This window comes from Halomonas sp. PGE1 (assembly GCF_013000985.1).
Lineage (GTDB): Bacteria > Pseudomonadota > Gammaproteobacteria > Pseudomonadales > Halomonadaceae > Halomonas > Halomonas alkalicola.
Genome location: NZ_CP053032.1, coordinates 927936 through 947414, shown reverse-complemented (window position 1 = coordinate 947414; position 19479 = coordinate 927936). Strand labels below are relative to the sequence as shown.

The window sequence follows — 19479 nt, the reverse complement described above, 5'->3', positions numbered from 1 at the left end:
CTGCCATGCCTCGCCCGCTTCCCGTTCCCGGCATCTACGCCCACTACAAGGGTAACCGCTACGAGGTCCTCGGCGTGGCCCACCACAGCGAGACCGAGGAGCCGCTGGTGGTCTACCGCGCCCTCTACGGCGACTACGGCCTTTGGGTGAGGCCCCTGGTCATGTTCACCGAGACGGTGGAGGTGCAGGGCGAGCCGGTGCCGCGCTTCGCCCTGGAGAAGGCGTTCTGACGCGCCCTACCTCTGGCCGCGGTGGGCCCACCCCGTCATCCGCTTCTCCAGCAGCGCAAACAGCTCGTACATCACCATGGCCATGGCGCTGATCACGATCAGCCCGGCGAACACCAGCGACATGCGCATCTGGGAGCCGGCGCTCATCATCAGGTAGCCGATCCCCTGGTTGGAGGCCACCGTCTCCGACACCACCGTACCGACGAAGGCCAGGGTGATGGCGATCTTCAGCGAGGCGAAGAAGTAGGGCAGCGAGCGTGGCAGCCCCACCTTGAGCAGCACGTCCAGACGCCGCGCCCCCAGCACCCGCAGCACGTCCTCCAGCTCGGGCTCCAGGGTGGCGAGCCCCGTGGCCACGTTGACCACGATGGGGAAGAAGCAGATCAGGAAGGCGGTGAGGATCGCCGGCACCGAGCCGATGCCGAACCACACTACCAGGATCGGCACGAAGGCCACCTTGGGAATGGCGTTGAAGCCCACCAGCAGTGGGTAGCAGGCGTGGTAGAGGAAGCGCGAGGAGCCGATGATAAAGCCCAGCAGCAGGCCCACCGCCACCCCCAGGCCGAAGCCCGCTATGGTGGTCCAGAAGGTCTGCCAGGAGTGCATCCCGATGGGCCCGGCGAAGGTCACCAAGGCCTGGGCGGTGGCCGAGGCGCTGGGGAAGATGAAGGGCGGCACATTGAAGAGCCTGACCGTGGCTTCCCAGACCAGGACCAGCACCAGCACGGCGACCCAGGGCGCCAGACGCTCGCGCCATCTCGTCTGCGTCGTCATGAGCGCACCTCCCCGCCGCTGCGGATATCACCGATTCGGGAGCGAAGCGCCTGCACCAGGGTGGTGAAGGATGCCTCAAAGGTCATCTCCAGGGGGCGTGGGCGAGGGAAGTCGATGGGACGAGCCTCGAGGATACGCCCCGGACGACGGCTCATCACGTAGACGGTATCGGCCAGGAAGGCCGCCTCGCGCAGGTCGTGGGTGACCAGCACCACCGTGAAGCGCTGCGCCTCCCAGAGCTCCCGCAGGACGCACCACAGCTCCTCCCGGGTGAAGGCGTCCAGGGCCCCGAAGGGTTCGTCGAGCATCAGCAGCCTCGGCCGATGGATCAGCGCACGGCAGATGGAGGCACGCTGCTGCATGCCGCCGGAGAGCTGCCAGGGGTACTGCTCCTCGTAGCCCTCGAGGCCCACGGTGCGCAGCAGCTCCCGGGCCCAGCCCTCGAACTCCGCACGACGGCGGCGAAACTGTCGCCGGTAGGGCTTCACGATCTCGAGGGGCAGCAGCACGTTGTCCAGGGTGGTGCGCCAGGGCAGAAGGTTGGCGCTCTGGAATGCCATGCCGCAGATCTTCAGCGGCCCGCCCACCGGCTGGCCATCGACCCGCACGCTCCCCGCGGTGGGGGCGTGCAGGCCGGTGCAGAGCTTCATGAAGGTGGACTTGCCGCAGCCCGAGGGGCCCACGAAGGCGACGAACTCCCCCTCCTCGATGGTCAGCGATACCTCCTCGATGGCGTTACCCGTCTCGTCATAGGCCAGGCTGACCTGGTCGAAGGCCACGAAGGGGGCCGCCCCGGCGCGCGTAGCGCCCTCCGGGGTCAGGGTGGCGGGTGCCGTCATGCTCAGTCTCCCTGCGCCGGGAAGATCATCCGCGCCTCCTCCGCGGGGAGGTAGCGGGAGGTGAAGACCCGCTCCGTCGCCGGCACCTCGGGCAGGTCGTAGGCGTCGGCCACCAGCTGGATGGCGTTGGCCAGGCGCGCCTCGTCCACCGCCCCCACGCCGTTGGCCCGGGCATCCGGGGTGTCGATCACGCTCTCGATGGCCAGCTTCAACCGCCGCGTCTCCATCGCCACGTCGATCAGGCCGTCCCGGGCCAGTACGTAGTCGATGGCGCCATCCGGATCGGCCAGGGTCTCGGCCAGAGCACGGTTGAAGGCCCGCAGGAACCCCTCCACCGCCTCAGGGTTGGCCTCGGCAAAGGATTCGCTGGTGATGATGGCGTTGCCATACAGCGGCACCCCATGGTCGGGGAAGGGCAGGATGGTCAGCGCCTCCTCGCCCATGCCGCGCCCCTCGAGATTGAGCAGGCTGGTGAAGTAGAAGCCGGTGATGGCATCCACGTCGCCGCGCACCAGCAGGGTCTCGCGCAGGGTGGGGTCGACGTTCTGCCACTCGACGTCATCGGCCTCGAGGCCGTTGGCGGCGGCGAAGATGCCCCAGGCGCGGTAGCCGGTGTCGAAGGCCGGCGCGGCCAGGGACTTGCCGGCCAGGTCCGCCGCGGATTCGATGCCGCGATCCCGGCGGGCAAAGACTGCCGCGGGCGTACCATCGTAGACCACGTAGACCCCCTGGATACCGGGCCCGTCGGGGTTCTCGGCCAGGAATTCCACCAGGGCGTTGAGGTCGCCGAAGCCCATCTCGTAGGCCCCTGACGCCACCCGGTTGATGGCACCGGCCGAACCGCTGCCGGAGTCGACCTGGACCTCGAGCCCCTCCTCGGCGAAGTAGCCCCGCTCCACGGCCATCAGGAAAGGGGCGGACGGCCCCTCGAAGCGCCAGTCGAGCTGGAAGCGGATGCGGGTCTCGTCGGCCAGGGTGGCACTGGAGAGGGTGGCGCCGGCCAGCAGCAGGCCCATCATGCCGAGCGGCAGCCCGGCCCTGGAGAGGAGGTGACGACTCATGAAGTTGCCCTCGCGCGGATCGTGTTGTGGTCCACCGACCTGAAGGGTGGTGGCATTGTTCTTCTTTGCTTTGCAGGAAGCCTGCCAGGTTGACGGCCTGACCTGTCGGTCAAGGCAGGCGCGCCATGGCAGGGCATCCCCGCCGCCGGCACCAGCACCATGACGGCGCACTGCCCCACGCCACGGCGGGGGCTATGCACCAGCGTAGAACATCGCGTCGCTCAGGAGGGGGGCTGCCCCAAAACGCCACCGGCGCCACGAGGGCGCCGGTGAGGGGAAGCAGACAGAAGGAGGGAAGGCGAGTTACTCCTCGCCGGCCATCTGCATCTGCTTGAGCATGTAGTTCTCGATGCCGACCTTGTCGATCAGGCCGAGCTCGGTCTCGATATGGTCGATGTGATCTTCCTCGTCGGCGAGGATGTCACGGAAGAGGTCGCGGCTGACGTAGTCCTTGACCTGCTCGCAGTAGGTGATCGCCTCGATGTAGTCGGCGCGCCCCTCGTGCTCGATCTTGAGGTCGCACTCCAGCATCTCACGGACGTTCTGGCCGATATTGAGCTTGCCGAGGTCCTGCAGGTTGGGGATACCCTCGAGGAAGAGGATGCGCTCGATCAGCTTGTCGGCGTGCTGCATCTCCTCGATGGACTCGTCGTACTCCCACTTGGCCAGCTTCTGCAGGCCCCAATCCTTGTACATCTTGGCATGCAGGAAGTACTGGTTGATCGCCACCAGCTCGTTGCCCAGCGCCTTGTTGAGATGCTCGATGACCTTGCTGTCGCCTTTCATGGATTCACCTTGTGGCTGTCGTCAGGGAAATGTGACTGCAGCTTGGCATGCCAGGGGCGACATTGCCAGGCGCTGCTTGCCAGTCTAGCGAATTCTGGCGAAAAACCAATGAAATCAAGAGGATGATAACGAAAGCGAGAATGATCTCGATTCCGTCAGACGGCGTAGGCAAGGTCCTCGGCACCCACCATCAGCTCGGCCTTCACCGCCTCGCGGGTGATGACCTTGCCCTGGAAGGCGCACTTGCCGCACTGGGTGCCGCAGCCCGTCTCGCGCTGGACGTCGCGCCAGCTGCGGGCGCCGTCCTCGACGGTCTGGCGGATCTGGTGGTCGGAGACCCCCTTGCAGAGACATACGTACATCGACATCACCTCGCTGACGACTGCTGTGGTAAATGTAAATGATTCGCATAGCCCCCTGCAAGCGGGAATCGACAAATGTCTGATCCGGATCAACCCCGCGCGGCTCGCCCCCTACTTCGCCGGCTTGGGCAGTGCCACCACCCGGGTGCCAGAGGCGATATCGGACCAGCTGCGCCGCTCGGCATCGAACAGGATCCACAGGTAGCCGAGGCCGAAGGCGGCGATCGAGAGGCAGGCCACCACGAAGCGCACCGCCGCCTGGGCCAGGGTGATGGAGCGGCCGTCAGGGGTCTGCACCCGCAGCCGCCAGGCCTGCATGCCGAGCGTCACGCCGCCGCGGGTCCAGAAGAAGGCAAAGAAGGCAAAGGCCGAGAGCAGCAGCAGCAGCTGCAGCGACAGCACCCAGAACGGCCCGTCCCCCACCTGCTCGGCGGAGATCCCCAGCAGCTGGCGTCCGATCGTCAGGTGCAGGCCGGCCACCAGGATCCAGATGGCGGCCACCAGGAAGCTGTCATAGACCATGGCGCCCAGCCGGCGGGCGAACCCCGCCGGCCAGACGTCATCGAGGTTGCCGAAACGTCGTTGCATGGAAGTTCCTTGCTCAGGCGGTTCGCCGCAGCAGGTAGAGTCCCACCGCGGCACAGATCAGGGTGGGCGCCAGCACGGCCCAGGCGGGCGAGAAGCCGAACACCATGGAGGCCGGCGCCAGCAGGTCCTGCAGGTACTTGAAGACCAGGCCGGTGACCACCCCGTAGAAGACTCGGGTACCCGCCGCCACGGTGCGCAGCGGGCCGAACACGAAGGAGGCGGCCACCAGCACCAGGGAGCCCATGGTCAAGGGCATCAGCATCTTCTGCCAGAAGTGCAGCAGCGGCTGGGTGGCCGCCTGCCCCTGGGCCTGCAGGTAGCGGGCATAGGCCCAGAGCTCGCTGGGCGCCTGGCTGTTGATGGGGCGCAGCAGGCGGTTGAGCTGCTCCGGCGTGAGGCTGGTCTCCCAGGGCAGCACCGCGTGGTGCTCCGCCTCGGTGTGCTCGTCATGGAAGCGGGTGACCTCCACCTCCTCCAGCCGCCAGCTGCCGTCGAGCCAGGCGGCGCGCTCGGCGCTGGCGGCCTCCACCAGGCGCTCCCCCTCGAAGCGGTAGCGGGTCAGGTCGAGCACGGTGTCATCGGCGCGGATGGCGCCGAAGCGGTAGAAGCTGTCACCCTCGCGCTGCCAGCCGCCGCGCTCGGTGACCACGGCGCCGGCCCCCTGGATGCGCTCCAGGCGCCAGGCATTGGCGAACTGCTCGGTGCGCGGCGCCACGTACTCGGCGACCAGCAGCACGGCGATGATCACCAGGATGATCGGTTTCATCGCCCCCCACAGGATGCGGGTCAGCGAACGCCCGGCGGCGCGCATCACGGTGAGCTCGTTGCTCGAGGCCATGCTGCCCAGCCCGATCAGCGCGCCGATCAGCACCCCCACCGGCGCGTACTGGTAGAAGCGCCAGGGCAGGCGCATCCCCAGGTAGAGCAGCACCTGGAAGGCGCCATAGTCGCCCTCCACGTCGTCCAGGTCGTTGATGTAGGTGATCACCAGGTCCAGGCCCAGCAGCACCACCTGCACCACGATGATGGCCCCCAGCACGTTGCGCGCCAGGTAGCGGTCGAAGCGATCGGCAATCATCCGCTCATCCCCTTGCGTTGGGCGCGCATCATCATCACCAGGCCCAGGGCCAGGAAGGCGCCGTGGATCGGCCACATGCCCACCACGGCCGGCAGGGCGCCGCGGCCGATGGCATCCAGCGCCGCCAGCAGCAGGCTCAGGTAGGCCACGTGCAGGAAGATCGCCGGCAGCAGCTTGGCGAAGCGCCCCTGGCGCGGATTGACCCGGGAGAGCGGCATCGCCAGCAGGGTCAGGATGAAGACCATCAGCGGCAGCCCCAGGCGCCACTGCAGCTGGGCCTGGGCGCGGGTCGAGTCGTCGCCGAACAGCGCCGCGGTGGTGGCGTACTCGGGGGCGTCGAGCTCGCGCATGTCGTCGGCCTGGGAGAGGCGCACCGCGTAGGTGTCGAACTCGAGACGTTCCGCCTCGAAGCGCCCCGGATCGACGCTGTAGCGCTCGCCATCGGCCAGCACCAGGAAGCGGCTGCCGGTCTCGGGATCGAGGGTCTGGTAGCCCCCCTCCGCGCGAGTCACCGCCGTCTCCGGGGTGCCGTCCCGGCGCCGCTGGCGCTCGCTGATGAAGACGCCACGCATCTCGCTGCCGTCGGCGCTGAGGCCCTCCATGTAGGCGGTGCGGCCGCTGCCGAACTCCTGGAAGCGCCCCGGCGCCAGGGCCGAGAAGTCGATGCGGCTGCGCTGCTCCTCGAGCATCACGGCGTTGTGCAGGGCGCCGGCCGGGGTCAGCCACAGGCTGCACAGCCCCACCAGGATCGCCACCAGGGTGGCCGGCACCAGGCTCACCTTGAGCAGCTTGTTGGGGCTGGTGCCACAGGCCACCAGCACGGTGATCTCGCTGTTGAGGTAGAGCTGGCCGTAGGCGAGCAGGATGCCCAGAAAGAAGGCCAGCGGCAGGATCAGCTCAAGGAAGCCCGGCAGATGGAACAGCATCAGGGTGCCGAGGATGCTCGCCGGGATGTCCCCCTCGGCGGCGTCGGCGAAGTAGCGGATGAAGCGACTGCCCATGATCACCAGCAGCAGCACGCCGGCGACGGCGGCCATGGTCAGCAGGATCTCGCGGGTCAGATAACGGAAGATGATCATGCGGCGTCTGCCATGCAATGGGGCCATGCCTTGGGTACACTGGGACGGCACGGCGACGTGCCGGCATTATCCAGAATCCCCCAGCAGTTGTAACCCTAGCGCTTGCAACCCCCGACGCCTGCAACCAACACGCTTGTCTGTGGAGACGCCATGGAATTTCCTGTCAAGACGGGTAACCCCGCCAAGGTCGAGACCGCCTGCCTCGTCATCCCGGTGTATCAGGAGGGCGAGCTCCTGCCCGCCGCCGCACGCCTCGACGACGCCAGCGAGAAGCTGATCGGCCAGCTCATCGAGCGCGGCGACTTCGACGCCAAGCTGGGCCGTGTGCAGATGATCCCCTTCGCCCCGGGCCTGTGTGCCGAGCGCCTGCTGCTGGTGGGGCTGGGCAAGCGCGACAAGTGCCAGGAGGCCGCCTTCCGCAAGGCCCTGGACGCCGCCTTCACGGCGCTGGCCGAGCTGCCGGTGGACGACTGCGCCGTGGCCTTCACCGACGTGCCGCTGGCCGAGCGCGGCGCCGACTGGAAGGCGCGCATGGTGGCCGAGGCGACCCATCGCGCCCTCTATCGCTTCGATGAGTTCAAGTCGGAGAAGGCGCCCACCTCGCGCCTCGCCCAGGTGACCCTGCTGGTCAGCGAGGACGGCGAGGCCGGCGCCGCCCGCGAGGGCGCGCGCATCGGTGACGCCGTGGGCCAGGGCGTGAGCTTCACCCGTACCCTGGGCAATCTGCCGGGCAACGTCTGCACCCCGAGCTACCTGGCCGAGCAGGCCGAGGCGCTGGGCAAGGCCTCCGGCGGCGCGCTTGCCGTGGAGATCCTCGACGAGGAGGCCCTGGAGGCGCTGGGCGCCCACAGCCTGCTCTCCGTGGGCCGCGGCAGCGAGCAGCCCTCGCGGCTGATCGTGATGAAGTACCAGGGCGCCGAGAATCCCGAGGAGGCCCCTCACGTGCTGGTGGGCAAGGGCATCACCTTCGACACCGGCGGCATCTCGCTCAAGCCCGGCGAGGCCATGGACGAGATGAAGTTCGACATGTGCGGCGCAGCCAGCGTCTTCGGCACCGTCAAGGCCGTCCTCGGCATCCGCCCGAAGGTTAACCTGGTGGCCATCGTCGCCGCCGCCGAGAACATGCCCGACGGCCGCGCCACCAAGCCCGGCGACATCATCAAGACCCTGAAGGGCCTCTCCGTGGAGGTGCTCAACACCGACGCCGAGGGCCGCCTGGTGCTGTGCGACGCCCTCACCTACGCCGAGCGCTTCGAGCCGGCCAGCGTCGTCGACATCGCCACCCTCACCGGCGCCTGCATCATCGCCCTCGGCCACCACGCCACCGGCCTGCTCTCCAACGATGACGACCTGGCCCTCGACCTGCTCGACGCCGGCGAGGCGGCCTGGGACCGCGCCTGGCACCTGCCGCTGTGGGACGAGTACCAGGAGCAGCTCGACTCCAACTTCGCCGACCTGGCCAATATCGGCGGCCGCCCGGCGGGCACCATCACCGCCGCCTGCTTCCTCTCGCGCTTCGCCGACAAGTTCCCCTGGGCGCACCTGGACATCGCCGGCACCGCCTGGACCTCCGGCAAGCAGAAGGGCGCCAGCGGCCGTCCCGTGGGCCTGCTGACCCAGTACCTGCTGGATCGCGAAAGCGACGCCATCGTGGAAACCTGAGTGGAAACCGAGGTGGAATAGCGGCGCGGGCTTGCGTTTTTTCCGCGTCGCCTTTCTCATGTGGGACTGACGATAAATCCACGACCCGGGCCGGCTCTCGCCGGCCCGAGCTTCCAGTATCACCCCGGGGCTGGCACGCCCCGGGCGTAGCGGAGACCCCTTGCCGTGTCGACTGCCAGCTTCGAACTGCTTCCCAACGCCACCCCCACCGCCGACACCATCCGGGCAGGGATCCTCGAGAACCCCGGCTTCGGTGGCTACTTCACCGACCACATGGCCCACGTCCGCTGGACCCTGGATGCCGGCTGGCACGGCCGCGAGGTACGCCCCTACGGGCCGCTGACCCTGGACCCCGCCGCCGCCGTGCTGCACTACGGCCAGGAGATCTTCGAGGGCATCAAGGCCTACCGCCACGCCGACGGCTCGGTGTGGACCTTCCGCCCGGAGAAGAACGCCGAGCGCTTCCGCCGCAGCGCCCGTCGCCTGGCCCTGCCGGAGCTCTCCGACGAGGACTTCATCGGCTCGCTCAAGGCGCTGCTGGCCCAGGACCACGGCTGGGTGCCGACGCCGAAGAGCGAGGCCGACGAGTGCAGCCTCTACCTGCGCCCCTTCATGATCGCCAGCGAAAGCTTCCTCGGCGTGCGCCCGGCCCATGAGGTGGACTACTACGTGATCGCCTCGCCGGCCGCCGCCTACTTCAAGGGCGGCGTCGAGCCGGTCTCCATCTGGCTCTCCAGCCACTACAAGCGCGCCGCCCCCGGCGGCACCGGCTTCGCCAAGTGCGGCGGCAACTACGCCGCCTCCCTGGCTGCCCAGAAGGAGGCCAGCACCCACGGCTGCAGCCAGGTGGCCTTCCTGGATGCCGTCGAGAACAAGTGGATCGAGGAGCTGGGCGGCATGAACCTGTTCTTCGTCTTCAAGGACGGCCGCATCGCCACCCCGCGCCTGACCGACACCATCCTCGAGGGCGTGACCCGCGACTCGGTGCTGACCCTGGCCCGCGACGAGGGCCTCACCCCCGAGGAGCGCCCGATCAGCATCGATGAGTGGCGCGAGGCGGCCGCCTCCGGCGAGCTGACCGAGGTGTTCGCCTGCGGTACCGCGGCGGTCATTACCCCGGTGGGCGAGCTGGTCACCGAGGAGGGCTCCATCCGCCTCAAGGAAGACAACGGCAACCCCGTGGCCAAGCGCCTGCGCAGCAAGCTGCTCGACCTGCAGTACGGCCGCGCCGAGGATACCCACGGCTGGCTGACGCGGCTGGTGTAAGGAGTGACCCAGGTCGATTTCTACGTCCTCCCCGATACCACCCTGGAGGCGCGTCTCGACTTCGCCTGCCGGCTGGCCGAGACCATCCAGCGCAAGGGCTATCGGCTGCACCTGCACGCCGAGGACGAGGCCATGGCCCGGGAGCTCGATGAGCGGCTTTGGACCTTCCGCGCCGACGCCTACGTGCCCCACGTCCTGCTGGACACGGAAGAAGCGGCAGCCGAACTGGATGAGCGGGTGCCGGTGACCATCGGCTGGGCCTCCCCGCCCTCCCCCGACCTGGCCGTGCAGGCGCTGCTCAACCTCGCCCCGGACATTCCGGAGTGGTTCTCCCGCTTCGAGCGGGTCGCCGAGATCATCAACCAGCACCAGGACGTGCTCACCGCCAAGCGCGAGTGCTGGCAGACCTACAAGAAGCGCGGCTATCCCGTGAAGGCCCACCAGCTGCGCGGAGGGTAGTGGCTCCACCCACGCCTGGAGAGGGGCGCCGGGGACAGGTCGTCGGGGAGGTCCTATGCCAGGGATGGCATCGGTAGCGCCCAGGGAGGGGTTCACAGCGCCTCCCCAGAGACCTGTCGCCGGGTCAGCCCCTCACGATATGCCCCGGCCAGTCCGGCTGACGCCGCGTGCCTCCCCGGGCTATAATCAGCCCCATTTTCATCGCCCTCTCCTGCCGTCCGACCCCCGGGTCGGCGGTGCTCATTTCTGGACCCGGAACGCCCATGGACAAGACCTACCAACCCGAGCAGATCGAATCCCGCTGGTACGAGCGCTGGGAGGCCGATGGCCGCTTCGCCCCCTCCGGTGAGGGCGAGCCCTACTCCATCATGATCCCGCCGCCCAACGTCACCGGCAGCCTGCACATGGGCCACGCCTTCCAGGACACCATCATGGACACCCTGATCCGCTGGCGGCGGATGCAGGGGCGCAACACCCTGTGGCAGGTGGGCACCGACCATGCCGGCATCGCCACCCAGATGCTGGTGGAGCGCAAGGTCGCCGCCGAGGAGGGCAAGAGCCGCCACGACCTGGGCCGCGACGCCTTCATCGACAAGGTCTGGGAGTGGAAGCACGAGTCCGGCGGCCATATCACCCGCCAGCTGCGCCGCATGGGGGCCAGCGTCGACTGGTCCCGCGAGCGCTTCACCATGGACGACGGCTTCTACAAGGCGGTGCAGGAGGTCTTCGTGCGCCTCCACAAGGAAGGGCTGATCTACCGCGGCAAGCGCCTGGTCAACTGGGACCCCACCCTGCACACCGCCATCTCGGATCTCGAGGTGGAGAACCGCGACCAGCAGGGCCAGTTCTGGCACTTCCGCTATCCGCTCGCCGACGGCGTTACCACCGACGCGGGCCTCGACTACCTGGTGGTCGCCACCACCCGTCCGGAGACCCTGCTGGGCGACACCGGCGTGGCGGTCAACCCGGAGGATCCCCGCTACGCCTCCCTGGTCGGCAAGTTCGTGACGCTTCCGCTGGTCGGCCGTCGCATCCCCATCGTCGCCGATGAGCATGCCGACATGGAGAAGGGCTCCGGCTGCGTGAAGATCACCCCGGCCCACGACTTCAACGACTACGAGGTGGGCCGCCGCCAGGGGCTGCCGCTGATCAACGTCTTCACCCAGGACGCTGCCATCCTGCCCCAGGCCGAGGCCTTCGACATCCAGGGCCGGCCCCTGCCCGAGATCGACACGAGCCTGCCCGAGGCCTACGCCGGCCTGGACCGCTTCGAGGCGCGCAAACGGATCGTCGCCGACATGGAGGCCGCCGGGCTCCTCGAGCAGATCGAGACGGTCAGCAACACCCTGCCCTACGGCGACCGCTCCGGTGACGTCATCGAACCGCTGCTCACGGATCAGTGGTTCGTCGCCGTGGAGAGCCTCGCCAAGCCCGCCATCGAGGCCGTCGAGAAGGGCGATATCCAGTTCGTGCCGAAGAACTACGAGAACATGTACTTCGCCTGGATGCGCGACCTGCAGGACTGGTGCATCTCCCGCCAGCTGTGGTGGGGCCACCGCATTCCTGCCTGGTACGACGCGGACGGCAACGTCTTCGTGGCCCGCAACGAGGTGGAGGCGACCCGCGACTACCTGGTCGAGCTGGCCGGCTTCATCGAACATGAGCAGGGCGACTTCGACACCGCCATGCGCCTGCGCGGCTTCAACCAGCTGCTGGGCAGCACCAGCGAGATGACCCCCGACGCCCTCAGGACCATGGAGAAGCTCGGCGTGCCGCGCCTGACCCAGGACGAGGACGTGCTCGACACCTGGTTCAGCTCGGGCCTGTGGACCTTCGGCACCCTGGGCTGGCCGGAGCGCACCGAGGAGCTGCGCACCTTCCACCCCTCGAGCGTCCTGGTCACCGGCTTCGACATCATCTTCTTCTGGGTCGCGCGGATGATCATGCTGACCCTGAAGTTCACCGGCGAGGTGCCCTTCAAGCAGGTCTACGTCCACGGCCTGGTGCGCGACGGCCAGGGCCAGAAGATGTCCAAGTCCAAGGGCAACGTGCTCGACCCCATCGACCTGATCGACGGCATCGCGCTCGACACCCTGGTGGAGAAGCGCACCGGCAACATGATGCAGCCCCAGAAGGCCAGGGCGATCGAGAAGGCCACCCGCGGCGAGTTCCCCGAGGGGATCGAGTCCCACGGCACCGATGCGCTGCGTTTCACCTTCCTCTCCCAGGCCACCACCGGGCGCGACATCAAGTTCGACATGGGGCGCCTGGACGGCTACCGCAACTTCTGCAACAAGCTGTGGAACGCCTCACGCTACGTGCTGATGAACGCCGAGGGCGAGGATACCGGCCTGGGTGGCGAACCGGTGGAGCTCTCCCTGGCGGACCGCTGGATCCTCTCCCGCCTGCAGCAGACCGCGGCCCAGGTGACGAAGGCCATGGAGGAGTTCCGCTTCGACCACGCGTCGCAAGCGCTCTACGAGTTCGTCTGGAACGAGTACTGCGACTGGTACCTGGAGCTCTCCAAGCCGGTGCTGTGGGACGAGGACGCAAGCCCTGCGGCCAAGCGCGGCACCCGCCGCACTCTGGTGCGGGTGCTGGAGGCGATCCTGCGCCTGGCCCATCCGATGATGCCCTACATCTCCGAGGAGATCTGGCAGCGCGTGGCGCCCCTGGCCGGCACCCGCCAGGGCAAGGACGACTCCATCATGGCCCAGCCCTGGCCCGCCGCCGACGAGGCGCTGATCGACGAGGCCGCCACCCGGGATATCGAGTGGCTGAAGGGGGTGATCGTGGCGGTGCGCAATATCCGCGCCGAGATGAACATCGCCCCGGGCAAGCCGCTGGATGTCCTGCTTACCAAGGGCAGCGCCGCCGACCAGGAGCGCCTGGAGGCCAACCGCCGCTTCCTGGCCAAGCTGGCCAAGCTCGAGAGCGTCACCTGGCTCGACGACCCGGCCGCGGCACCGCTCTCGGCCACCCAGCTGGTGGGCGAGATGGAGGTGCTGGTGCCCATGGCCGACCTGATCGACAAGGACGCGGAGCTCGCGCGCCTGGCCCGCGAGATCGAGAAGCAGGAGAAGCTGATCGGCGGCATCGAGAAGAAGCTCGGCAACGAGGGCTTCGTGGCCAAGGCCCCCGAGGCCGTGGTGGAGAAGGAGCGCGCCAAGTTGGCCGAGTTCCAGGCCGCCCATCGCCTGCTGGTGGAGCAGCGCGACAAGATCGCCGCGCTCTGATTCGGCTGCGTCACCTCACGCAAGCGGCCCGCCATCGGCGGGCCGCTTGCGTCGGGCCATCATCGAGATGCCCAGGCACCCGATCAACACAGAAAGGTTGCGTTTCTGTTAAGAAACACTGTTCCCCCAAAATCCCTTCACCTAGAATGGGCCGGAACATACACCGACCCGCGACTTCACGATGCCACAGACTCTCCCCGTCCTCGCCATCGGGCGCTTGCTGCTGTTCAACCTGCTGGGCGCGCTGCTGATCTTCACCTGGCTCTCGCCGGACCTGCTGTTCTGGACCGAGATCGACGACGCCGTCTTCTTTACCACCAACGGCTGGCTCACCGAGGAGAACGGTGCCTGGGTGTGGCTGGTGGCGGCCACCAACGCGCGGCTCTTCGACGTGGTGAGCCTGCTGGTGCTGCTGGCCATCTACCTGTGGGCCATCTCCCGGGACCCGGTGCGCGAGCAGCGCATGCTGCGCTGGGGCGGCATCGGCATCACCATGCTGCTGGTGGCGGTGTTCATGGCCCAGGGCGTGCGCATGGTGATCGACTACAGCCACCCGAGCCCCACCCTGGTCTACCAGGAGGTCAACCTGATCACCGAGATGGTCGACTTCTCCACCAAGGACAGCTCCGGTGCGAGCTTTCCCGGCGACCACGGCGTCAACCTCTTCCTGTTCGCCGCCTTCATGTGGCGCTTCGCCGGACTCAGGGTGATGCTGGTGAGCCTGGTGGCCGCGGTGATCCTGAGCGCCCCGCGCATCCTGAGCGGTGCCCACTGGTTCAGCGACGTCTACTTCGGCGCCATCGCCATCAACCTGATCATCGCGCCCTGGTTCCTGCTCACGCCGGTCGGACCGGCCATGGCCCGCGGCCTCACCGCGGGCATGGCCAGGGTCCAGGCGCTGCTGCCGGGAAGAAGGTAAACCAGGTCATTGCTCCTGGCAGGATCGCTCGAGGCTGACCCGTCGACAGGGCTACGAGGAGGCGCTGTGAATACCTCCCTGTACGCTACCGACGCCATCCCTGGCGTAGGACCTCCTCTTCGCCCTGTCCCCGGCGCCTCTCGCTCCGATGCGCCCACAAAGCGCAGCTCAGCCTTGAATAAGATCAGTTGGCCTTGCGCCAGCCGCCGAGCACTCGCTGATCGGGGCCGAAGAAGACCAGCCGGTCATGGTCGATCAGGTAGCGGTAGGCGGTCTCCAGCATCCCCTTCACCCGCGCCGCGTCCTCGCCCTGGGGGCAGGCGCGCCGGGTGGTGGCCAGCTGCGAGAACTCGATGCGCTGATTCTCGCCGAGATTGGCCCGTCCCATCAGCTGGTTGCAGCCGTCGCTGCCGCTGACGCGGCCGTTCTCGTCGATGCGGAACCAGGCGGGCTCGGGCAGGGAGAGCCGCTCGTCGGTGCCCACCAGCAGCAGGTTCCAGCGCTGTTCCACCACCGGCCCCGAGAGGCTCACCTCGCGCTCCGGCGGTGCCTCGGGGCGCCCGCCACAGGCCGCCAGCAGGGCAGCGGCGGCCATCACCAGGCCCAGGCGGGCCACAACTGTCATCTTCATGGGTCGTCGTTCTTCCTTGTCGCGTGGCCGGCCGCCTACCAGCTGCCGGTGTTGTCCATGGAGGCCCAGGGCTCCCGGGCGGGGAGCGGATCACCCTTCTGCAGCAGCTCCACCGAGATGCCGTCGGGGCTTCTCACGAAGGCCATGTGGCCGTCCCGGGGCGGGCGGTTGATGGTCACGCCGTTGGCCTGGAGCTTCTCGCACAGGGCATAGATGTCGTCGACCCGATAGGCCAGGTGGCCGAAGTTGCGCCCGCCGCTGTACTCCTCCGGGTCCCAGTTGTAGGTGAGCTCGAGCTCCGGCGCCTTGAGCTCGGCGGAGCGCGCCTCGTCCTCGGGGGCGGCCAGGAAGACCAGGGTGAAGCGACCCTTGTCGTTCTCCTTGCGGCGCACCTCCTTGAGGCCCAGCAGGTCGCAGTAGAAGCGCAGCGAGGCATCGAGGTCGCTGACGCGCACCATGGTGTGCAGGTACTGCATAGCCAACTCCTTGTCATTGATAACGAAACCACCCAGCAGCACGGGGCTTTACTGGCGACAAGCCTTTCCGGAGGCGCTGTGAATACGTCCCTGTACGCTACCGACGCCATCCATGGCGTAGGACCTCCTCCAAGGCTTGCCCCCAGCGCCCCTGATTGGTGTCGCTGACGGTGTTCTGGCTCAGTGAGTGTACTCGCTGAAGATCTCAGGCGTACGGTCGTCACGGTGCCAGCCCAGCACCCGGTAGTCGTCATAGCGGCCGGTCTCCATGCCCGGCGAGCCGTGGGGCATGCCCGGCACCGCCAGGCCCGCCACGTCGGGGCGCTCCTCCAGCAGGCGGTGGATGTCCGCCGCCGGCACGTGGCCCTCGATCACGTAGCCGTCCACCAAGGCGGTGTGGCAGGAGGCGAGCTCAGGCGAGAGGCCCTGCTCGATCTTGATGTCACGCATCTCGCGGGTCTTGTGGCGCTCCACCGTGAAGCCCTCGGCCTCCAGGTGGTCGGCCCAGGCGCCGCAGCAGCCGCAGCCGGGGTCCTGGTACATCTCGACCACGGTGCCCGCCTGGGGGTCGGGACCCGGCATGAAGGCAAGAAAGGCGGCCAGGGCGCCACCGGCCAGCAGGCCCCCGGCAGCCAGAGGGCGAAGGGTCTTCTTCATCGCAGGATCTCCGCGGTGTAGGGTGATAGGACGATTGTCGGCATCGGCGGGGCCCTTGCCAAGGGCCTGGGTCAAGTCAGCGCGCCACGGGGAACTTCAGCATGAGCCACTACTGTGACCTGGCCCCGGGCCATCCGTTTCACGGCCCCTACCACGACCGCGAGTACGGTTTCCCGGTGGCCGACGACGAGGCCCTCTTAGAGCGCCTGGCCCTGGAGATCAACCAGGCGGGGCTCTCCTGGCTCACGGTGCTGAAGAAGCGCACCGCCTTCCGGGCGGCCTTCGAGGGCTTCGCCATCGACCGGGTGGCCGCCTACGGCGAGGCCGAGCGGGCCCGGCTGCTGGCCGACGCCGGCATCATCCGCAACCGCCTCAAGGTCGAGGCGGTGATCCATAATGCCGGCGTGGTCCAGGCCCTGCGCGATGAGCACGGCAGCTTCGCCGCCTGGCTCGACCACCACCACCCGCTCTCCCATGCGGAGTGGGTCCGGCTCTTCAAGCGCACCTTCCGCTTCACCGGGCCGGAGATCACCGGCGAGTTTCTGATGAGCACCGGCTACCTCCCCGGCGCCCACCGCGACGACTGCCCGGTGCAGGCGCGCATCCTCGCCGCGGAGCCACGCTGGGCGGAGGCGTAAGGGAACCGGCCCCCCGCCCGTGGCATCATAGCCGGGCACTCTCAGCGAGGAACGCCTCCCGATGGACTCGATTACCCAGGCTGCCCTGGGCGCCGCCGTGGGCGGTGCCGTGCTCGGCCGCCGACTGGGCCGCAAGGCGGTGCTGATCGGCGCCGTGCTCGGCACCCTCCCCGATCTCGACGTGATGATCGACTACGGCGATGCGGTGGCCAATGTCACCGAGCACCGCGGCTTCTCCCACTCGCTCTTCGTGCTCACCGGCCTCGGCACCCTGCTGGCCCTGCTCACCTCGCGCCTGAAAGCGGCCCGGAACATTCCCCTCGGGCACTGGTGGCTCTTCTACGTACTCTGCCTGACCACTCATCCCCTGCTCGACGCCCTCACCACCTACGGCACCCAGCTATGGTGGCCCATGGACGTGCGACCCGCGGCTTACCCCATCGTCTTCATCATCGACCCGCTCTACACCCTGCCGCTGCTGGTGGGCATCGGAGTGGCCCTGGCCACCGGCAACGGGCGGCGCGGGCCGGCCTGGGGCCTGGCGCTCTCCAGCGCCTACCTGGTGTTCGCCTTCGGCGCCAAGCAGCTGGTGGAGCATCGCCTGGAGCCGGTGCTGGCCGAGCGGGGGCTTGCCGAGGCCCCACGCCTGGTCCAGCCCACCCCCTTCAACACCCTGCTGTGGCGCGTCACGGTGGTGGATGGCGACGAGCATCACGAGCTGCTGGTGGGGGTGCTGGATGGAGACACACCGCCGCTGGTGGAGACCTACCGCCGCGGGGCCGACCTGGAGGCGGTGGCACTCGACAGCCCGCGTGGCCAGCGGCTGGACTGGTTCGCCGGCCCCTTCCTGCGCTACGAGACCCGCGAGCTCGACGGCCGCGAGACCCTGGTGGTGACCGATCTGCGGCTGGGCTTCCCCGGCTTTCACCCCTTCGCCTTCACCCTGGCCACCCGCGAAAGCGACGGCTGGCAGCCGGTGGCGACCTCCGAACAGCTCGAGCCACCCTCCCGCGGCAATCGCGAGGCCCTCACCCGGCTGGCCGGCCGCATCCTGACACCCGAGACAGCCCTCTGCACCAGCGACTTCGTCGCCGCCGGCTGGGCGCTGGAGACCCCGGAAGCCTGCTGAGGCAGGCAGACGCCACAACGCAGCGGGGCGGCCATGGCCGCCCCGCTGCGTTCGGGTGTGCGCGCTATCGAGCGCAGCGCCGGAAGTAGCGCCGCCTTACAGACGCTCCACCAGGCCGTCGATGGCCTGACGGGCCTCCTTGAGCGCCGCATCACGCTTGCCCTCGCCCATGTTGAGCCCTTCGGCGAAGACGCTATCCACCTCCTTGATGCCGATCATGCCGAGCATCAGCTTGAGGTGCGGGGTCTGGGTATCCATCTCGGTGCCGGCGTACTGGCCACCGCGGGCCGCCAGGATCACCGCACGCTTGCCCTCCACCAGGCCCTGGGGACCGTTCTCGGTGTAGCGGAAGGTCACTCCGGCGCGCATCACGCGGTCGAACCAGGCCTTGAGCTGGCTCGGGATGCCGAAGTTGTACATCGGCACCGCCAGCACCACCACGTCATGGGCCTTGAGCTCCTCGATCAGCGAGTCGGAGCGGGCAGCCAGCGCGCGCTGCTCGGCGCTGCGCTCCTCCTCGGCGACCTGCCAGCTGCCGAGCTCGGCCAGGTTGAGGTGGGGCAGCTCGCTGGCCACCAGGTCGCGATGGGTCACCTCGACGCCGTCGCGGCTCTTAGCCTGGGCGATGAAGTGCTCGGCCAGGGCCTTGGACTGGCCGTTCTCGCCGAGGATGGAAGCGGTAATCACGAGGGTACGAGTGGTCATGGCGACCTCCTAGAAGTCAGACATCAGGATGATGGTCACCATGATAGATGCATTTTTTGCCATAAAAAGCGCAAAAATCCGCACCCTCCGTTCGATAAAATCGATGAGACCAAGATCAAATCGCCGGGGCTTGGCGAAAAGGCGTCGAGGGCACACAGTTTTCGCCAGCCCCGGTCAGGGAGCGATGCCCTGGCCGCAGCCCCGATACTGCTGCCCGTCCACGGTCAGGGTGACCCGCGCCGGGAAGGGCTCGCCGCTCATGTCGTCCAGGCAGGCGCCGGCCTCGATGCGCAGCTCGAAGGGGGTATCGCCGCGGCCGCTCTGCAGGATCACCCGCCCCGCGCCGTTGTCCAGGGTGGTCACCCGATAGGGCAGCGTCTGCTCCCGGGTACCGTAATCCAGGCTCAGGGTCGCCTCGGGCCGGTCGTGGGCCAGGTGCACCATCCAGCCCGGCTCGTTGCCGCGCCCCTGGAACATCACCCCGGGCCGCTGCTGCCGGGTCAGGGCCTGGCGCTGCACGTAGGCCTGGCACTCGAGCCGCCCCCGGGGCGTCTCCACCACCGCCTCGGAGCCCTTGTTCCAGAAGCTGACGTCGCCCTGCTCGTAGCGGGCGCCGCTGGCCACCACGGCGGGCGCAAGCCGCCAGGCGCCGTGAGCCGACCACAGCCGCAGCTCGCTTTCCGCCCCCTCCGGGACGGCGGTGACCAGGGCCTGGTCGGGGGTGCAGCGCCAGGCGGTGAAGCTCTCGGCGCCACCGGGGAAGAGCACCGAGGGCAGCAGCGGGGCGTGATGACCGGAGGTGATCGGCGCCGGCGCCGGGGCGGTGGCACAGCCCCCCAACAGCAGGGCCGCCCCGAGGGCGGCGGGAACGAGCAGGCGGGACATGGCATCTCCTTGCGAGGGT

Annotated in this window: 21 protein-coding genes; 8 read left to right on the top strand and 13 right to left on the bottom strand. The window is 68.4% G+C overall.

What is annotated here, in order from left to right; genetic code table 11:
- Nucleotides 1–5: 5 nt before the first annotated feature.
- Complete coding sequence (locus HIR79_RS04520) at nt 6–230, top strand: DUF1653 domain-containing protein (protein ID WP_169957423.1); 225 nt, start codon at nt 6–8, stop codon at nt 228–230.
- A 6-nt stretch (nt 231–236) separates the two neighbouring features.
- Here the strand turns inward: HIR79_RS04520 and HIR79_RS04515 are convergent, their stop codons facing one another.
- From HIR79_RS04515 to lptF, 8 genes are all read right to left on the bottom strand, one after another.
- Entirely contained in the window at nt 237–1004 is a 768-nt protein-coding gene (locus HIR79_RS04515) for an ABC transporter permease (protein WP_169957422.1), read from the bottom strand.
- Nucleotides 1001–1843, bottom strand: coding sequence for an ABC transporter ATP-binding protein (locus HIR79_RS04510; RefSeq protein ID WP_169957421.1), 843 nt, complete (start codon nt 1841–1843; stop codon nt 1001–1003). Before HIR79_RS04510 ends, HIR79_RS04515 begins: the two co-directional genes overlap by 4 nt.
- Nucleotides 1844–1845: 2 nt before the next feature.
- Nucleotides 1846–2904, bottom strand: coding sequence for an ABC transporter substrate-binding protein (locus HIR79_RS04505; protein ID WP_169957420.1), 1059 nt, complete (start codon nt 2902–2904; stop codon nt 1846–1848).
- 303 nt (nt 2905–3207) lie between these two features.
- Nucleotides 3208–3690, bottom strand: a complete 483-nt coding sequence (gene bfr / locus HIR79_RS04500) for a bacterioferritin (protein ID WP_110070187.1) — start codon at nt 3688–3690, stop codon at nt 3208–3210.
- Nucleotides 3691–3845: 155 nt separating this feature from the next.
- The gene (locus tag HIR79_RS04495; protein ID WP_169957419.1) at nt 3846–4052 is read right to left on the bottom strand and encodes a (2Fe-2S)-binding protein; all 207 of its coding nucleotides are present in this window, start codon (nt 4050–4052) and stop codon (nt 3846–3848) included.
- Nucleotides 4053–4163: 111 nt separating this feature from the next.
- Complete coding sequence (locus HIR79_RS04490; RefSeq protein ID WP_110070189.1) at nt 4164–4640, bottom strand: RDD family protein; 477 nt, start codon at nt 4638–4640, stop codon at nt 4164–4166.
- A gap of 13 nt (nt 4641–4653) precedes the next feature.
- Nucleotides 4654–5718, bottom strand: coding sequence for an LPS export ABC transporter permease LptG (gene lptG, locus HIR79_RS04485; RefSeq protein ID WP_169957418.1), 1065 nt, complete (start codon nt 5716–5718; stop codon nt 4654–4656).
- Nucleotides 5715–6797, bottom strand: coding sequence for an LPS export ABC transporter permease LptF (gene lptF, locus HIR79_RS04480; protein ID WP_119022898.1), 1083 nt, complete (start codon nt 6795–6797; stop codon nt 5715–5717). The genes lptG and lptF overlap by 4 nt, the downstream gene beginning before the upstream one ends.
- Before the next feature lie 150 nt (nt 6798–6947).
- On the opposite strand from lptF, the gene HIR79_RS04475 reads away from it, so the two are divergent.
- The 5 genes from HIR79_RS04475 to HIR79_RS04455 all read left to right on the top strand — a co-directional run bounded on the left by HIR79_RS04475 (nt 6948) and on the right by HIR79_RS04455 (nt 14339).
- Nucleotides 6948–8459, top strand: coding sequence for a leucyl aminopeptidase (locus tag HIR79_RS04475; protein WP_119022899.1), 1512 nt, complete (start codon nt 6948–6950; stop codon nt 8457–8459).
- Between the two features lie 165 nt (nt 8460–8624).
- Nucleotides 8625–9725 carry a branched-chain amino acid aminotransferase gene (locus tag HIR79_RS04470; RefSeq protein ID WP_169957417.1) on the top strand — a complete coding sequence of 367 codons (1101 nt, stop codon included), beginning with the start codon at nt 8625–8627 and terminating at the stop codon, nt 9723–9725.
- A 3-nt stretch (nt 9726–9728) separates the two neighbouring features.
- The gene (locus HIR79_RS04465) at nt 9729–10184 is read left to right on the top strand and encodes a DNA polymerase III subunit chi (protein ID WP_169957416.1); all 456 of its coding nucleotides are present in this window, start codon (nt 9729–9731) and stop codon (nt 10182–10184) included.
- Nucleotides 10185–10447: 263 nt separating this feature from the next.
- A complete protein-coding gene (locus HIR79_RS04460; RefSeq protein WP_169957415.1) occupies nt 10448–13420 on the top strand; it encodes a valine--tRNA ligase in 2973 nt (990 codons plus the stop codon).
- Nucleotides 13421–13601: 181 nt separating this feature from the next.
- Entirely contained in the window at nt 13602–14339 is a 738-nt protein-coding gene (locus tag HIR79_RS04455) for a phosphatase PAP2 family protein (protein ID WP_169957414.1), read from the top strand.
- Between the two features lie 184 nt (nt 14340–14523).
- Here the strand turns inward: HIR79_RS04455 and HIR79_RS04450 are convergent, their stop codons facing one another.
- The 3 genes from HIR79_RS04450 to HIR79_RS04440 all read right to left on the bottom strand — a co-directional run bounded on the left by HIR79_RS04450 (nt 14524) and on the right by HIR79_RS04440 (nt 16103).
- Nucleotides 14524–14970, bottom strand: a complete 447-nt coding sequence (locus HIR79_RS04450; RefSeq protein WP_502708660.1) for an META domain-containing protein — start codon at nt 14968–14970, stop codon at nt 14524–14526.
- Nucleotides 14971–15005: 35 nt separating this feature from the next.
- Entirely contained in the window at nt 15006–15446 is a 441-nt protein-coding gene (gene gloA, locus HIR79_RS04445; RefSeq protein WP_169957411.1) for a lactoylglutathione lyase, read from the bottom strand.
- Nucleotides 15447–15626: 180 nt separating this feature from the next.
- Nucleotides 15627–16103, bottom strand: a complete 477-nt coding sequence (locus HIR79_RS04440; protein ID WP_169957407.1) for a DUF411 domain-containing protein — start codon at nt 16101–16103, stop codon at nt 15627–15629.
- Between the two features lie 101 nt (nt 16104–16204).
- Between HIR79_RS04440 and HIR79_RS04435 the strand changes: the two genes are divergently transcribed.
- Nucleotides 16205–16741 (top strand): DNA-3-methyladenine glycosylase I, encoded by a 537-nt coding sequence (locus HIR79_RS04435; protein ID WP_169957404.1) that lies wholly within the window; start codon nt 16205–16207, stop codon nt 16739–16741.
- Between the two features lie 61 nt (nt 16742–16802).
- On the top strand, nt 16803–17870 hold the full coding sequence (locus HIR79_RS04430; protein ID WP_119022907.1) for a metal-dependent hydrolase: 1068 nt from the start codon (nt 16803–16805) through the stop codon (nt 17868–17870).
- A 96-nt stretch (nt 17871–17966) separates the two neighbouring features.
- Here HIR79_RS04430 and HIR79_RS04425 read toward each other — a convergent pair whose 3' ends face one another.
- Nucleotides 17967–18575 carry an FMN-dependent NADH-azoreductase gene (locus HIR79_RS04425; RefSeq protein WP_169957401.1) on the bottom strand — a complete coding sequence of 203 codons (609 nt, stop codon included), beginning with the start codon at nt 18573–18575 and terminating at the stop codon, nt 17967–17969.
- Between the two features lie 174 nt (nt 18576–18749).
- Nucleotides 18750–19460 carry a COG3650 family protein gene (locus tag HIR79_RS04420; RefSeq protein WP_119022909.1) on the bottom strand — a complete coding sequence of 237 codons (711 nt, stop codon included), beginning with the start codon at nt 19458–19460 and terminating at the stop codon, nt 18750–18752.
- Between the last annotated feature and the right edge of the window lie 19 nt (nt 19461–19479).

What these genes read in the sequence shown, in the direction of transcription:
- HIR79_RS04520 (WP_169957423.1), top strand. Translation starts at nt 6, where the DNA reads ATGCCTCGCCCGCTTCCCGTTCCCGGCATCTACGCCCACTACAAGGGT.
- HIR79_RS04515 (WP_169957422.1), bottom strand. Translation starts at nt 1,004, where the DNA reads ATGACGACGCAGACGAGATGGCGCGAGCGTCTGGCGCCCTGGGTCGCC.
- HIR79_RS04510 (WP_169957421.1), bottom strand. Translation starts at nt 1,843, where the DNA reads ATGACGGCACCCGCCACCCTGACCCCGGAGGGCGCTACGCGCGCCGGG.
- HIR79_RS04505 (WP_169957420.1), bottom strand. Translation starts at nt 2,904, where the DNA reads ATGAGTCGTCACCTCCTCTCCAGGGCCGGGCTGCCGCTCGGCATGATG.
- bfr (WP_110070187.1), bottom strand. Translation starts at nt 3,690, where the DNA reads ATGAAAGGCGACAGCAAGGTCATCGAGCATCTCAACAAGGCGCTGGGC.
- HIR79_RS04495 (WP_169957419.1), bottom strand. Translation starts at nt 4,052, where the DNA reads ATGTACGTATGTCTCTGCAAGGGGGTCTCCGACCACCAGATCCGCCAG.
- HIR79_RS04490 (WP_110070189.1), bottom strand. Translation starts at nt 4,640, where the DNA reads ATGCAACGACGTTTCGGCAACCTCGATGACGTCTGGCCGGCGGGGTTC.
- lptG (WP_169957418.1), bottom strand. Translation starts at nt 5,718, where the DNA reads ATGATTGCCGATCGCTTCGACCGCTACCTGGCGCGCAACGTGCTGGGG.
- lptF (WP_119022898.1), bottom strand. Translation starts at nt 6,797, where the DNA reads ATGATCATCTTCCGTTATCTGACCCGCGAGATCCTGCTGACCATGGCC.
- HIR79_RS04475 (WP_119022899.1), top strand. Translation starts at nt 6,948, where the DNA reads ATGGAATTTCCTGTCAAGACGGGTAACCCCGCCAAGGTCGAGACCGCC.
- HIR79_RS04460 (WP_169957415.1), top strand. Translation starts at nt 10,448, where the DNA reads ATGGACAAGACCTACCAACCCGAGCAGATCGAATCCCGCTGGTACGAG.
- HIR79_RS04455 (WP_169957414.1), top strand. Translation starts at nt 13,602, where the DNA reads ATGCCACAGACTCTCCCCGTCCTCGCCATCGGGCGCTTGCTGCTGTTC.
- HIR79_RS04450 (WP_502708660.1), bottom strand. Translation starts at nt 14,970, where the DNA reads ATGAAGATGACAGTTGTGGCCCGCCTGGGCCTGGTGATGGCCGCCGCT.
- gloA (WP_169957411.1), bottom strand. Translation starts at nt 15,446, where the DNA reads ATGCAGTACCTGCACACCATGGTGCGCGTCAGCGACCTCGATGCCTCG.
- HIR79_RS04440 (WP_169957407.1), bottom strand. Translation starts at nt 16,103, where the DNA reads ATGAAGAAGACCCTTCGCCCTCTGGCTGCCGGGGGCCTGCTGGCCGGT.
- HIR79_RS04435 (WP_169957404.1), top strand. Translation starts at nt 16,205, where the DNA reads ATGAGCCACTACTGTGACCTGGCCCCGGGCCATCCGTTTCACGGCCCC.
- HIR79_RS04430 (WP_119022907.1), top strand. Translation starts at nt 16,803, where the DNA reads ATGGACTCGATTACCCAGGCTGCCCTGGGCGCCGCCGTGGGCGGTGCC.
- HIR79_RS04425 (WP_169957401.1), bottom strand. Translation starts at nt 18,575, where the DNA reads ATGACCACTCGTACCCTCGTGATTACCGCTTCCATCCTCGGCGAGAAC.
- HIR79_RS04420 (WP_119022909.1), bottom strand. Translation starts at nt 19,460, where the DNA reads ATGTCCCGCCTGCTCGTTCCCGCCGCCCTCGGGGCGGCCCTGCTGTTG.